The organism is Arthrobacter sp. Marseille-P9274 (assembly GCF_946892675.1).
GTDB lineage: Bacteria > Actinomycetota > Actinomycetes > Actinomycetales > Micrococcaceae > Crystallibacter.
Map to the genome: position 1 here is coordinate 1,775,117 of NZ_CAMPOV010000001.1, position 13,260 is coordinate 1,788,376.

Genomic DNA, 13,260 nt, shown 5'->3' on the forward strand with positions numbered 1-13,260 from the left:
TAGGGAATCCGGTCACACCCACGAGTCGGTTACGTGTGAAGTCACTCACAGCGGCCGCACAAAGTGGGACAGGTTGGCCTGTGAGCCGGGTTCTGTCACCTGCACCGGTTCCCCGTTGCAGGGTAGCGATCATCCATCTAGGAGCACCGTTGCCGATGCCCTCAAGCGGCCTACCCGGGCACTCGGGCGGGCGGCCCTCAAACGTGCCCTGTCTGGCCTTGCTCCGGGTGGGGTTTACCTAGCTGTCCCGGTCACCCGGGACACTGGTGGTCTCTTACACCGCCGTTTCACCCTTACCAGGCGCCGCGCAAGCGGCCCTGGCGGTCTGTTTTCTGTGGCACTTGCCTGCGGGTTTCCCCGAGTGGGCGTTACCCACCACCCTGCCCTGTGGAGCCCGGACTTTCCTCGGCAGCTGCCCGCGGGCAGCCAACGCGATCGCCCAGCCAACCTGTCCTTGTCCCACAATACAGCCGCCCGCGTCCCGGCCCGTCATCCGCGGGGGCCGGACCCGGGGGTCGCGGCTGCGGGTCTGTAAGCTCTTATGGTGCTGATTCTGCTCCCACCCTCCGAAGGAAAGACGGCCGCTGAGACGGGCCAACCGTTCGAACTCTCCGAGTTGAGCTTTGCCGAACTGAACGGTCCGCGCCATGACGTCCTTGGCGCGCTGGCCAGCGCGAGTTCCCATCCGGAAGCCCTGGCGCTGCTGGGAGTAGGGGCGTCGCTGGCCGAAGAGGTCGAGCGGAACAGGCGCCTGGAGGCCGAGCCATCGGCGCCGGCGCACACGGTCTACTCAGGGGTCCTGTACGACGCGCTCGGCTACGCCAGCATGACCTCCGCGCAGAAGCGCAAGGCGGATGCCGCCGTCGTCGTTATCTCCGCGCTCTGGGGCGCAATCGGCTTCGCCGACCGCATTCCCGCCTACCGGCTGTCCATGTCCGTTGGGCTCCCCGAGACGGGCAAGCTCGCCAGCTACTGGAAAAAGCACCTGCCCGCCGCGCTGGACGGCCGCGCCGACGGCCAGCTGGTCGTCGACTGCCGCTCGAGCAGCTATGCCGCCGCCTGGGCGCCGCCGGCGGATAGCACGGTAGCGGTCAACGTCTTCCAGGAGCGGGCCGGAAAGCGCACCGTCGTCTCGCACTTCGCCAAGCACACCCGCGGAGAACTCGCCCGGCACCTCCTGACCCGCCGCGGCAAGGCTCCCGCGACGCCTGCGGCGCTGCTCAAGGCCGCGACGGAGAAGTGGCGGGCCGAACTCACCCCCGGCTCCGGACGGAAGCCGCACGCCCTGAGCATCATTTTGGAGGGCTGAACGGATGACGAGGGAACAAACCGAGCACACGCTGGTCCACGAGGGCGTGACGGTCCACTGCAAGAGCCGCCCCGCCAAGCTCGACCGGCGGCATCTGGTGGTCATGTTCGCCGGAATCCGGCCGATCGACAGCTACGAGTTCGACGGCCGGGGTTCGCGGGACAGCCAGGCGAACTGGCTGTGGCTGAAGGATGATTTTGGCGGCCAGTACTCCTACTACCTCTGCAACGGCCTGGACTTCTCCGTCGAGCGGGCGGTGATCGCCGCCATCGACCGGGAACTGGAGCGGCTGGGGCTGGGACACGAAAACTGCACGCTGGTGGGCTTTTCGAAGGGCGGGTTCGCCGCGCTCTACTACGGCATCAAGTACGACTTCCCGAACATTGTCGCCAGCGCTCCCCAAATCTACGTCGGCAGCCACACGGCTAAGCACCGGCCGGTCATCCACCGGCACCTGACCCGCACCGGAAGCGACGAAGAGCTGCAGCTGCTCGACAGCCTGCTGCCCCATGCGGTCGCCAAGGACGCCCGCCGCGACCGGAATATCTATCTGTTCAGCTCGGTACAGGACCAGTTCCACGCCGAGCAGGTGGAGCCCGCGCTGCCCCTGCTGCGGCGATACTCCAACTTCAACTACATCGAGACGGATTCCGACCTCGTCAACGAGCATTCGGACATCACCCGCTACAACATGCCGCTGCTGCTGTCCGTGCTGTACGCGCTCGGCGAGAACGTCGCACCCCGGTACGGCGAAGTGCGCAACGGCTTCCGGCAGGATCCGGAGGTAGCGGCGGCCGGCCTGCGGACGCAGCGAAGCTCCTCGGCGGCTGTCGTGGACCTGCGGGCCGGCAGGATGGCCGGTCCGAAATTCTTCCCGCAGGGAGTGGCATTCCTGCGCGGCCATGCCGCGGACCGGCCCGCGGCCTTGGCGACGTCCTTGGTCCTCGCGGGCGACGCGGGGCGGTACGAATATCCGCTGGTCCAGGTCCAGGATCGCGGCATCTACCAGACGCACTACGAGGACTATTTCTGCGACTACCGCTTCGGAAAGTTCCAGGCGTCCAGCGACGGAGTGGACCTCTCCGGCTTGCCCCGCGGTGACTACGAGGCCTCGCTGGCGCTCACGGCGGAATCAGCCGAGCGGACGGCCGCCTGTGTCTCCACCAAACGGACCACCGCGGAGAGCAACGACGGCGGCGACCTCATCACTTTCGCGTCCGACAGCAGAGGCAGCGTACTCCGCAAGCGCCCGATCCTCGGGACCGCGCCGCACCAGGCCGTCTTCAACATCAGGAGCCAGTGGGCGCGCGGGGACCGGGTCCATTTCGAAGGTACCTTCGCTGTCCGGGGTACATCGATGACCGGCTGGGAATCCGGCCGCTACTACCTCGTGCTGGCCTCCGGTGCGGGCGTCCGGTCCGTGCCGCTGGCCGGTGCCCGGGTCACCGATCCCGCCGACTATTTCGGCGACGGCAGGAACAGTCACACCCACGCCCGCTTCGCCACTCCACGCTTCGCCGGGGTGTCCCTGGCAGGCGTGGAGCCCGGGCTCTACGAGGCCCACGTCTCGCTCAGCGCCGGCGGGGCCCTCCACACGATCGCCACGGGCCGGCGGATCAGGCTTCGGGAGGCGCCGGATGGGAGCCTCGAGGCTTCCCTGCTCGGTCCTCGTCCGGCCGTTTCCAAGCGGGTCCGTGCCCGGCGGCTCATCCGCGCGGTGAAGCGCAGGGCGGACCGGGTGCGAGGAAGAAGCCAAGCGGGCGGGACGCCTAACTAGCTCCAGTCGGCCGAGCGTACGAGGATGCAGCCGGAGTCCGGGCAGAACACGATCTCATCCGCGGCAGCGCCGCGGATCTCGTTCAAGTCGCCCGGGCTCAATTGCATGCCGGAACCTTCCGACTTGCCGTGGAACAGCCGCGCGGCGCCGATCCCCCGATGCGCGCGGGTCTTCTCGTAGACAGCGAGCAGCGGCGCCTCGAAAGTGGCGGCCAGCTCCGTTCGGGCGGCCTCGACATCCTGGCGTTCAGCGGCGATGCCGGCCAGCTCGTCATCGCGGGTCTTTTCCAGCGCCACCAGCTCCTGCGCGAGGGCATCGTTCGACTGCTGGTGTTCCGCCTGGCGGACCCGTACGGCTTCCAGGCGCTCCATGATCTCCAGCTCCGCGTCCTCAAGGTCCGAACGGCGCTTATTCAGCGACACCAGCTCGTTCTGCAGCGCGGACAGGTCCTTGGGCGACCCGGTCCCGCTGTCCAGGCGCTGCTGGTCCCGGTCGATGCGGGCCTGGACCACTTCGACGTCAGTCTCCGCCCGCTTGAGCTGCATCGCCGTATCGCTGGCTTCGGTGTTGATGGCCACGAGCCCGGAGTCCGCGGCGGCGAGCTTTTCCTTCAGCGCCGCGATGTCCGCGTTGGCCGAAACCGCGGCGGCACGCCGGTCCAGCTGCGTCAGCTTGCTGTCCAACGCCTGAAGGTCAAGCAGCCTCAGCTGCTCGGATGCTGGTGCCTTCGCCATGGATTTCCTTCCGAATGCGGCCGTGCCCTCGCGGCCGGCATTGTCCTAGCCTATCGCCTCGCCCCGTCGGCTCAGCCGGGTGTGAGGATGAAGTCCCAGGGGTCGGTGTTGATCCCGCTGACGCTGACCTCGACGTCGTACCCCTGGTCGCGCAGCACGTTGTCCAGCGCCTCGGCCGCCGGCGTCAGCCAGAGCCATTCGCTGCCGAAATGCGAGACGTCGATCAGATACGGCCTCCCCTCCACAGCTCCCTCGCGTGCCTCCGAGGCCGGGTGGTGGCGCAGATCCGCCGTGACGTACACGTCGGCCTGCGCGGCGCGGACGGCGTCGAACAGGGAATCTCCGGCGCCTCCGCAGACGGCGACCGTGCGGACCAGCCCGTTGCGGTCCCCTGCTACCTTCACTCCCCCGGCAACCGCCGGAAGCATGCCGAAAACGACGGCGGCGAAGTCGCCCAGCGTCGTCGCTTCCGATAGCTCGCCGACCCTACCGATGCCTTCTTCCGGCAGCCCCTTGTCGGCCGGCACCAGCGGCTTGACCCCCTGGAGTCCCATCGCGTCCGCCAGCACATCCGAAACGCCTCCGACGGCGCTGTCTCCGTTCGTGTGCACCGTCACCAGGGCGCAGCCGCCCTCGATCAGCCGGTGCACGGCCTCCCCCTTGAAGTGTGACGCCGCCACGGAATTCACCGGCTTGAGCAGCAGCGGATGGTGCGTGACCAGCAGGTCCGCCTGCCAGGCCAGCGCCTCGTCGATGACTTCGGCCGTCGGATCGACGGCGAAGAGGACCCGCTTCACCTCGGACGCCGTCCGGCCGACCACCGGTCCCACTGCGTCCCAGGGCTCGGAGAGCGACTGGGGCCACAGCTCTTCAATGGCCAGCAGCACGTCTCCCAGGACGGGTGTGCCGCCCGGCTGGGCTTCGGCGGCCGGTTCCTGGGCATCCGCGCCATTCTGCGCTCGATCGTCGTCGTTCATAGATCCTTTTCTACCCCAAACGACTGCGCCCCCGCGCGATCATTTCGGGGCGGTCCCCCGCGCCGGGAATCTTAGCGAACACTCTGACATTGTTAAAACCATGAAAACTTTTGTGCTCGGTGGAGGCTGCTTCTGGTGCCTGGACGCAATTTACCAAAAGACCAAGGGAGTCTCGGAGGTGGTTTCCGGCTATACCGGCGGCCACACCAAGGACCCGTTCTATGAAGCGGTATGTTCGGGAACGACGGGACACGCGGAAGTCGTCGCCGTCACCTTCGATGAAGAGGTGGTCCCCGAGGACGTCATCCTGGGCCTGTTCTTTGTGTCCCACGATCCGACCACGCTGAACAGGCAGGGGTACGACGTCGGCACGCAGTACCGGTCGGCCATGTTCTACCGCGATGAACAGCAGAAGGAACTCTTCGAGGCCGCCATCACCCGAGCGCAGGATGACTGGCGCGACCCGATCGTCACCGAGGTTGTGCAGCTCGGCCCGTTCCACCGCGCCGAGGAGTACCACCAGGACTTTTACGCCAAGCACCCGGAGCAGGGCTACTGCCAGGTGATCATCAACCCCAAGCTGGCCAAGGCCCGTAAATATTACGCCCAATGGCTCTCGGCTTAACGGCCGCGGGCGGCGCTGGCTAGGCTGGCTTCAACTGTGCCTTGGCGGCCTGCCGGCCTCTGCCGAGGCACGTCACTGCACTAAGCCCACTGGGCGGGAAGAGGCACCTTTCATGGCAAGAATTTACGACGACGTCACCCAGATTGTCGGAGGCACGCCACTGGTCAGGCTCAACCGGCTGGCCGAAGGCCTCCCCGGCAAGGTGGCGGTCAAGCTTGAGTTCTACAACCCCGCCAACAGCGTCAAGGACCGCATCGGCGTAGCCATCGTCGACGCCGCGGAAAAGGCCGGAGCCCTGCACCCCGGCGGCACGATTGTGGAAGGCACGTCCGGCAACACCGGCATCGCGCTGGCCATGGTTGGAGCCGCCCGCGGCTACAAGGTCATCCTGACCATGCCGGAAACCATGTCCACCGAGCGCCGGGTGATGCTTCGCGCCTTCGGTGCGGAAATCGTCCTGACCCCCGGTTCCGAGGGCATGCGCGGCGCGTTGGAAAAGGCCAAGGAGATCGTCGCGAGCACGGAAAACTCCATCTGGGCGCAGCAGTTCGCGAACCAGGCGAACGTCGCCATCCACCGCAGCACCACGGGCGAGGAGATCTGGGCCGATACCGAGGGCGCGATCGATATCTTCGTGGCGGGTATCGGCACCGGCGGCACCATCACCGGCGCCGGCGGACTGCTGAAGGAGCGCAAGCCGGGCCTTAAGGTCGTCGCCGTGGAACCGCAGGACTCCGCGATCCTGACCGGTGGAACCCCGGGCCCGCACAAGATCCAGGGCCTCGGCGCCAACTTCGTTCCCGAAATCCTGGACACCGAGGTGTACGACGAGGTGCTGGACGCCCCCACCGACGCGTCGGTCCGCACGGCCCGCGAACTCGGCATCAAGGAGGGCATCCTCGGCGGCATCTCGGCCGGCGCCGCCGTTTGGGCCGCCCTGGAGGTCGCGAAGCGCGAAGAGAACGCGGGTAAGCTGATTGTGGCCGTGGTCCCGGACTTCGGAGAGCGCTATATCTCCACGATCCTGTACGACGACATCCGCGGCTGATTATCCGTAACGGCAACGGCGGCGGTCACCGCTGAAGAGGAAGTGGCAATGGGATTCACAGCGCGCCTGCGGGAAGACCTTGAGGCTGCGAGGTCGCACGACCCGGCGGCCCGCGGCCAGATCGAGAACGTCCTGGCCTATTCCGGTCTGCACGCGATCTGGATCCACCGGCTCACCCACCGAATGTGGGCTAACCAGAACCTGCGGTTCCCCGCCCGCCTGCTGTCGCAGTTCGGCCGGTTCCTCACCGGCATTGAAATTCACCCCGGCGCCGTGATCGGGCGGCGGTTCTTCATCGACCACGGCATGGGCGTCGTGATCGGCGAAACGGCCGAAATCGGCGAGGACGTCATGATCTACCACGGCGTGACCCTCGGCGGCCGCTCCTTGGCCAAGGTGAAGCGGCACCCGACCATCGGCGACCGCGTGGTTATCGGCGCCGGCGCCAAGGTCCTCGGACCGGTGGTCATCGGGGCCGACAGCGCCATCGGCGCCAACGCCGTCGTGGTCAAGGACGCACCGGCCGAGTCGATCATCACCGGCATCCCGGCAACGTTCCGGCATCGCGACCCGCAGAAGGAAACGAAGCCGGCCGTGGACCCGGCCGAGTACATCGACCCCGCGATGTGGATCTGACCACTGCAGCATGAGGCCCCGGGCCGCTCTAAACTGAGTGAACTGCTCCCCAGAAGTTGGACTGAGAAATTCAGTTCCACTTCCGGGGAGCAGTTTTTATGGATGCACGTAGTTCGTTGTCGGAGAACCAGCGGGAGGCCGCTGTAGCGTGGTTTGAGAAGGGTGTCGCCGACAGTGCGGCGGCGAGACTACTGGGTGTGTCTCGTTGGCCAGTCAAGCTTCTCTATCGGCGATGGAAAATCCACGGTCGAGGAGCGCTCATGGCCAAACCGACACGGCAGTCGTACCCGTTCGAGTTCAAGATCGCATTGGTCAAACGATTCCTTGCTGGTGAGACCGCTCAGGACCTCGCCGCGGAGACGGGCTTGTCCTCGGCTCGCCTGCTCGATCACTGGGTACGGAAGTATCGCCGGGAGGGTGCCGACGCTTTGCGCCCGAAGCCTAAGGGCAGACCACGGAGACCCGACGCTCCACCGCCTGCGGAGCCATCTGAGCTGGAACGATTGCGCCGGGAGAACGAACGGCTGCGGGCAGAAGTAGCCTACCTGGGAAAATTACGGGCCTTGAGGGCACCAAAACAACGGTGAAGGTTCAGGCCATCATCGCCCTCAAGGCCGACTTTTCACTCCCGGTTCTGCTGCAGGTCGCCGGCCTTGCAAGATCGACGTTCTTCTACCACCAGGCCCGACTCAGGGCTCCCGACCCGAAGGAAGCCATCAAGACCGCCGCCACGAAGATCTTCACCAACAACCACGGCAGATACGGGCACCGCCGCATCCACACTGAACTGACCAAGCAAGGCTGGACGATCGCGAAGAAAACCGTACTGAAGCTCATGCGCTCCCTGCAGCTCGTCTGCAAGGTCCGGCAAAAGAAACGCTACAACTCCTACCAAGGCGAACAGGGCAAAACTGCCCCCAACCTGCTGAACCGGGACTTCGACGCTGATGCCCCGAACCAGAAGTGGGTAACGGATGTGACCGAGTTCAGAGTCGACGGCCGAAAGCTCTACCTTTCACCCGTCATGGACCTCTTCGACCGGCAGATCGTCTCCTACACCGTCGGCCTGTCCCCGAACCTGGCGCTCACCAACACCTCACTGCGTATTGCGCTGAGAACGCTCGAGCATGAGCAGAAACCGATCGTGCACTCAGACCAGGGATTCCAATACCAGCACGCCTCATGGCGGAGACTCTTACAGCACGCCAACGCCATCCAATCGATGTCCCGCAAGGGCAACTGCTACGACAACGCAGTGATGGAAAACTTCTTCGGACACCTCAAGGAAGAACTCTTCCACCACGTCCGATTCCTCAGCACCAGCGCACTGGAATCAGCACTCCACGACTACATCCGCTGGTACAACACCGAAAGGATCTCCACAAAGCTTGAGGGCCTGAGTCCGGTGCAATACCGTGCTCAGGCCCTCGCGGCTTAGGCTCTTATTTATCCGGTCCAGCTTCTGGGGACCAGTTCAGAGCGGCCCGGGGCCTCATTGTTCCGGAATCCCGTGTCCTAGTGCGTGTCGACCGCTGATACTTCGGACTTGTCCCCGCTCCAGAGCGTGTGGAAGGTGCCCCCGGTATCGATCCGGCGGTAGGTGTGCGCCCCGAACAGGTCGCGCAGGCCCTGCGTCAGCGCGGCCGGCAGCCGCTTGCGGCGCAGGCCGTCGTAGTACGCCAGCGAACTGGAGAAGACCGGCACCGGAATCCCCAGCTGTACCGCCGTGGCGACGACGCGCCGCCAGGCCGGAACGGCGTCGGCGATTGCGGCGGCGAAGGCCGGGTCGAACAGCAGGTTCGCGGGCTTGTCCTCGTCCGCGTACGCCTTCATGATGTCGTCCAGCAGCTCAGCGCGGATAATGCAGCCGGCCCGCCACAGGGAGGCGATCTCATCCAGCTTCAGGTCCCAGCCGTACTCGGTGGCGGCGGCGGTGAGCATGTCGATTCCCTGCGCATAGCTGACCAGCTTGGAGGCGAACAAGGCCTGCCGGACGTCGTCGACGAAGCCCTCCGGCACCTGGACCCGGTCCTCGTGGCCGACGAGGATGTCCTGCGCCAGTTCCCGCTGGTCGCGCTGCGAGGACAGCCCGCGGGCAAACACGGACTCGGCGATCCCGGACACCGGGGACCCCAGTTCCAGGGCGGACACTACGGTCCAGCGCCCGGTACCCTTCTGGCCCGCGGAGTCGACAACGACGTCGATAAACGGTTTCCCGGTCTTCGCATCCTGGTGGGCCAGGACCTCGGCGGTGATTTCGATCAGGAACGAGGATAGCGGTCCCTTGTTCCACTCGGTGAAGACCTCAGCCTGCTGGACCGGCTCCAGTCCGGCAGCCGAGCGCAGCAGGTCCGAGGCCTCGCCGATGACCTGCATGTCCGCATACTCAATGCCGTTGTGCACCATCTTGACGAAGTGCCCTGCACCGTCGGTACCCACCCACCGGCAGCAGGGATCGCCGTCGTACTTCGCGGCAATCTTCTCCAGCATCGGTCCGAGGGAATCGTAGGACTCGCGCGAGCCGCCCGGCATGATGGACGGCCCCAGCAGGGCGCCCTCCTCGCCCCCGGAGACGCCGATGCCGACGAAGTGCAGGCCCTTCTCCGCAAGGGCCGCCTCGCGCCGCCGGGTGTCCTCGTAATGGGAGTTGCCGGCGTCGATGACGATGTCGCCCTCGTCCAGCAGCGGGACCAACTGGTCGATCACCGAATCCACCGGCCCTCCGGCCTTGACCATGATCAGCACGCGGCGGGGCTTTTCGAGGGCCTCGACCAGTTCGGCGAGGGTCTCCGTGCGGATGAAGTCGCCCTCATCGCCGTGGTTCTCCAGCAGTGCGTCCGTCTTGGCTGCCGAGCGGTTGTGCAGCGCCACGGTGTAGCCGTTGCGGGCGAAGTTGCGGGCAAGGTTGGCGCCCATGACGGCCAGGCCGGTCACGCCGATGTGTGCACTCATTAAGTCTCCATTGCTGCTCTGCGGTCCGGCAGCGGTTGTGCCGGACAGTGGGATTCCTGCGTCCAGCCTAATGGGAGCCCCGGCACGAGGGAAAAGCGGTTGCACTATTTTGTCCGCGTTTGTCCGCGCGGACGGCGGCGGCCTTGCTAGAGGTCGTGGACGATCGCGGCTACGTCCTCCACGAGGGAGACGCCGTCGTCCATTTCGGCGCTGCCGGCCGAGAGCACGGCGATGCTGTATTCAGCGTTGCCCTCGCTGACATGGCCAATGCTGTTGACGTTCCACAGACCGTCCTCGTCCTGCAGCCATCCGTTCTTGACAGCGACGGCGGCGTCGCGTGTTCCCGCGGGAACGCCCCAGTACTGCGATCCCTCCACGGAGTTCATGAGCTCGACCAGATAGCCGCGCTGGTCTTCGTCGAGCCAGTCCGTGCCTTTGGTGACCGCCTCGACGACCTTGAGCTGGTCTTCGGCCGTGGTCAGCGAGCCGCCCCAGCCGGGGCCGGATTCGGTACTGGACATCCCGAGCAGCTGGTAGGTCTCGTCCAGTCCGACGTTTCCGCCGATCCTCGCGTACAGCTCGTTCGTTGCGTCGTTGTCGCTCTTCGTGATCATCTGCCTCGAGAGCTCGATTTCCTCGGCCGAGAGCCCCCTGCCCTCTTCGGTGGCCTGGCGGATCAGCGACAGGACGATGGAGACCTTCACCACGCTGGCCTCCATGTAGCGCCGCTCGGACTCGTAGGTCCAGGTCTGGCCGGTGGCATCATCACGGACTGCCACAGAGAACGTCTGGCCGGCCCCCGCCGCCTGCTCAGCCATGGCCGCGCGGAACTTCTCCTCCCGGGTGCCGGAGCCATCGGCAGCCTGCGGCTCGGCGGCCGGAGGCTCGGTCGCCACTTGATCCGCCACGACGTCCTGGGCAGCGTGGGCGGTCGACGCGAGGATGGAACGGCCATCGTGACCAGCCAATCCCACGGAGGACGCCGTGAGCGTGGCGGCCGTCGCGGCGGCCAGGGTTCCGGCTATGGGCGGGGCAATGCGTTTGGGCATATCAACCTAGGGTCGGAAATTTTCCTCTACCTTGGTATCAAGCCGGGGCGTGCCTTGGCCAACCGGGAGGACGGTGTGTCGCCGGGACGGGCCGCCGTGACACACTAAACGGGCGCCGCGCTTAAACGCGAACAGGACCCCGTCTCCGAGGTCCTGGCGGGTGGGTCCTACCGGGATCGAACCGATGACATCCACGGTGTAAACGTGGCGCTCTACCAGCTGAGCTAAAGACCCGTTGCGATGTCTTGTACAGTGCCGCAATGCGTTATCCGCCGCAACATCACAAGGAAATACCTTACCTGATAACCGGACCCGCTTGCCAATCGGACGCGCCCGAAGCAGGTTCAGCGGGCTCCGGAAGTTCGGCGGACAACGCCTGCAGCGATTCCGAGGTTCCGGCCTCGACCTTGACCGTGGCCAAGTCGTCTCCGCGAGTCCGGCCGCGGTTGATGATCACGACCGGCTTGTTCTGTTTGGCCGCGTGCCGCACGAAGCGCAGGCCGCTCATCACGGTCAGCGACGACCCGGCCACCAGCAGCGCCGCCGCCGCGTCCACCAGTGCGTAGGCGGCCGCTACACGGTCCTTGGGAACGTTCTCGCCGAAGTACACGAAGTCGGGTTTGAGCATCCCCCCGCAGATTTCGCAGGCGGCAACCACAAAACCCTCGGTATCGGAGACGTCCGCATCGGCGTCGGGAGCGACGTCCCCGGCATCGGACCGACCGGCCATCCAGCCCGCGTTCAGTTCCTCGAGCCGGAGCGCCAGGGCGGCGCGATCCACCGTTGTCCGGCAGTTGAGGCAGATTACCCGGTCGAAACGCCCGTGCAGGTCGATGACCTTTCGGCTGCCTGCGGCCTGGTGCAGCCGGTCAACGTTCTGGGTGATCAAGCCGGTCAGCACGCCCCGCTGCTCCAGCTCCGCGAGGGCGAAATGCCCGCTATTGGGCTCCGCCCGCCGCATGTGCCGCCAGCCGGCATGATTCCGCGCCCAGTACCTCCGGCGCAACGCCTCATCGGAGACGAACTGCTGGTAGGTCATGGGATTGCGCGGCACCGACCCCGGTCCGCGGTAGTCCGGGATGCCGGAGTCCGTGCTGAGCCCTGCCCCGGTCAGGACGGCCAGGTGCCGCCCGGAGAGCAGCTCCAGCACCTCAAGCAATTGGCCGCGGTCCATGGGCCGACCCCGCTCAGAGTTCCTTGAGGATGCGGTGGTATTCCTGAATGTCGCGCGCTTGGGTCCGCGGGTTCACGATGATGTGCCGAAGGATTCCCTCGGCGTCGATGATGAAGGTGCCCCTGGTCGCCATGCCGGATTCGTCGTCGAACACGTCGTATGTCCTGGCAACGCCGCCGTGCGGCCAGAAGTCGGCCAGCAGGTCGAAGTCGTAGTTTTCCTTCTCCGCGAAGGCGCGGAGCGCGAACTTGTGGTCGACCGAAATGCCCAGGACGCGGGCATTCTCGCTCTTGAACGACTCGAGATCATCGCGCAGTTCGCACAGTTCACCGGTGCAGATGCCCGAGAACGCGAACGGGTAGAAGACCAGGACGATCTTTTCGCCGCGCAGTGCCGACAGCCTGACGGGCTCCCCGAACTGGTTGGAAAGCTCGAAATCCGGTGCAGGCTGGCCAACTGTGAGTTCCGCCACGGCGCTACCCCTTGTTCCGCTTGCTGACCAGCCGCGCCGCTGCCCAGTCGTCGGAGACACCCGCGGAGGACGTGGCATGCAGGCCGGCGGTAGGAGCGGCCTCCTGGATTTCCGAGGGCGGTACATAACCGTCGCGCCCCGACTTAGGCGTGAGGACCCACACCTGGCCTCCGGCGTCAAGCGTGGTCTGGGCATCCATCAGCGCGTCGACGAGGTCGCCGTCCCCATCACGCCACCAAATTATGACGGAGTCGACGGCCTCCTGGTCGTCTTCCGCCAGCAACTCGGAGCCGGTGAGTTCCTCAATGTCGTCGCGGAGATCAAAATCCACGTCGTCGTCGTAGCCGAACTCCTGTATCAGGTCCCCTTTTTTGAAACCCAATCTGCCCGCCACATTGTCAACCGCGGCGGTCTCGGCCTCGCTCACTGTGCTCCTCCTCGTTGCAATTCGCTGCGCCCGGTACGGACGCTGTTATGGATATTACAAGCCAACACCCTATTTGTGGT

General features: G+C 65.8%; 14 protein-coding genes, 1 tRNA gene and 1 other RNA gene. 7 read left to right on the forward strand and 9 right to left on the reverse strand.

Translation table 11 applies throughout. From position 1 onward, the window contains the following. Nucleotides 1–65: 65 nt before the first annotated feature. Nucleotides 66–451: RNase P RNA component class A (gene rnpB, locus OC550_RS08080), an RNA gene on the reverse strand. A 93-nt stretch (nucleotides 452–544) separates the two neighbouring features. On the opposite strand from rnpB, the gene OC550_RS08085 reads away from it, so the two are divergent. Both OC550_RS08085 and OC550_RS08090 read left to right on the forward strand, forming a co-directional pair. Then, nucleotides 545–1,309: a YaaA family protein gene (locus OC550_RS08085; protein ID WP_262104976.1), complete on the forward strand. Its 765-nt coding sequence runs from the start codon at nucleotides 545–547 to the stop codon at nucleotides 1,307–1,309. 4 nt (nucleotides 1,310–1,313) lie between these two features. Continuing rightward, nucleotides 1,314–3,086 carry an accessory Sec system protein Asp2 gene (locus tag OC550_RS08090; RefSeq protein ID WP_262104979.1) on the forward strand — a complete coding sequence of 591 codons (1,773 nt, stop codon included), beginning with the start codon at nucleotides 1,314–1,316 and terminating at the stop codon, nucleotides 3,084–3,086. On the opposite strand, the gene OC550_RS08095 is transcribed toward OC550_RS08090, so the two are convergent. After that, a complete protein-coding gene (locus OC550_RS08095; RefSeq protein WP_262104981.1) occupies nucleotides 3,083–3,820 on the reverse strand; it encodes a zinc ribbon domain-containing protein in 738 nt (245 codons plus the stop codon). The two genes, OC550_RS08090 and OC550_RS08095, sit on opposite strands and share 4 nt — an antisense overlap. Before the next feature lie 71 nt (nucleotides 3,821–3,891). Next, a complete protein-coding gene (locus OC550_RS08100) occupies nucleotides 3,892–4,797 on the reverse strand; it encodes a Nif3-like dinuclear metal center hexameric protein (RefSeq protein ID WP_262104983.1) in 906 nt (301 codons plus the stop codon). A gap of 100 nt (nucleotides 4,798–4,897) precedes the next feature. Here OC550_RS08100 and msrA point away from each other — a divergent pair, with 100 nt between their 5' ends. From msrA to OC550_RS08120, 5 genes are all read left to right on the forward strand, one after another. After that, nucleotides 4,898–5,422, forward strand: coding sequence for a peptide-methionine (S)-S-oxide reductase MsrA (msrA, locus tag OC550_RS08105; protein WP_262104986.1), 525 nt, complete (start codon nucleotides 4,898–4,900; stop codon nucleotides 5,420–5,422). 112 nt (nucleotides 5,423–5,534) lie between these two features. Next, nucleotides 5,535–6,470: a cysteine synthase A gene (gene cysK / locus OC550_RS08110; protein WP_262104988.1), complete on the forward strand. Its 936-nt coding sequence runs from the start codon at nucleotides 5,535–5,537 to the stop codon at nucleotides 6,468–6,470. 48 nt (nucleotides 6,471–6,518) lie between these two features. After that, entirely contained in the window at nucleotides 6,519–7,106 is a 588-nt protein-coding gene (gene epsC / locus OC550_RS08115) for a serine O-acetyltransferase EpsC (protein WP_262104990.1), read from the forward strand. Between the two features lie 260 nt (nucleotides 7,107–7,366). Continuing rightward, nucleotides 7,367–7,693: a helix-turn-helix domain-containing protein gene (locus tag OC550_RS22360; protein ID WP_368736933.1), complete on the forward strand. Its 327-nt coding sequence runs from the start codon at nucleotides 7,367–7,369 to the stop codon at nucleotides 7,691–7,693. Next, entirely contained in the window at nucleotides 7,690–8,544 is an 855-nt protein-coding gene (locus tag OC550_RS08120) for an IS3 family transposase (protein WP_262104992.1), read from the forward strand. The genes OC550_RS22360 and OC550_RS08120 overlap by 4 nt, the downstream gene beginning before the upstream one ends. A gap of 77 nt (nucleotides 8,545–8,621) precedes the next feature. Here OC550_RS08120 and gndA read toward each other — a convergent pair whose 3' ends face one another. From gndA to OC550_RS08150, 6 genes are all read right to left on the reverse strand, one after another. Further along, a complete protein-coding gene (gene gndA, locus OC550_RS08125) occupies nucleotides 8,622–10,058 on the reverse strand; it encodes an NADP-dependent phosphogluconate dehydrogenase (RefSeq protein ID WP_262104994.1) in 1,437 nt (478 codons plus the stop codon). Nucleotides 10,059–10,204: 146 nt separating this feature from the next. Then, nucleotides 10,205–11,107, reverse strand: a complete 903-nt coding sequence (locus OC550_RS08130; protein WP_262104996.1) for a class A beta-lactamase-related serine hydrolase — start codon at nucleotides 11,105–11,107, stop codon at nucleotides 10,205–10,207. A 161-nt stretch (nucleotides 11,108–11,268) separates the two neighbouring features. After that, a tRNA-Val gene (locus tag OC550_RS08135) sits at nucleotides 11,269–11,341 on the reverse strand. A gap of 61 nt (nucleotides 11,342–11,402) precedes the next feature. After that, nucleotides 11,403–12,281, reverse strand: coding sequence for an NAD-dependent protein deacetylase (locus OC550_RS08140; RefSeq protein ID WP_262104998.1), 879 nt, complete (start codon nucleotides 12,279–12,281; stop codon nucleotides 11,403–11,405). Between the two features lie 13 nt (nucleotides 12,282–12,294). Next, complete coding sequence (locus OC550_RS08145) at nucleotides 12,295–12,753, reverse strand: peroxiredoxin (RefSeq protein WP_262105000.1); 459 nt, start codon at nucleotides 12,751–12,753, stop codon at nucleotides 12,295–12,297. A 4-nt stretch (nucleotides 12,754–12,757) separates the two neighbouring features. Further along, nucleotides 12,758–13,180, reverse strand: coding sequence for a DUF3052 domain-containing protein (locus OC550_RS08150; protein WP_262105004.1), 423 nt, complete (start codon nucleotides 13,178–13,180; stop codon nucleotides 12,758–12,760). Nucleotides 13,181–13,260 lie beyond the last annotated feature (80 nt).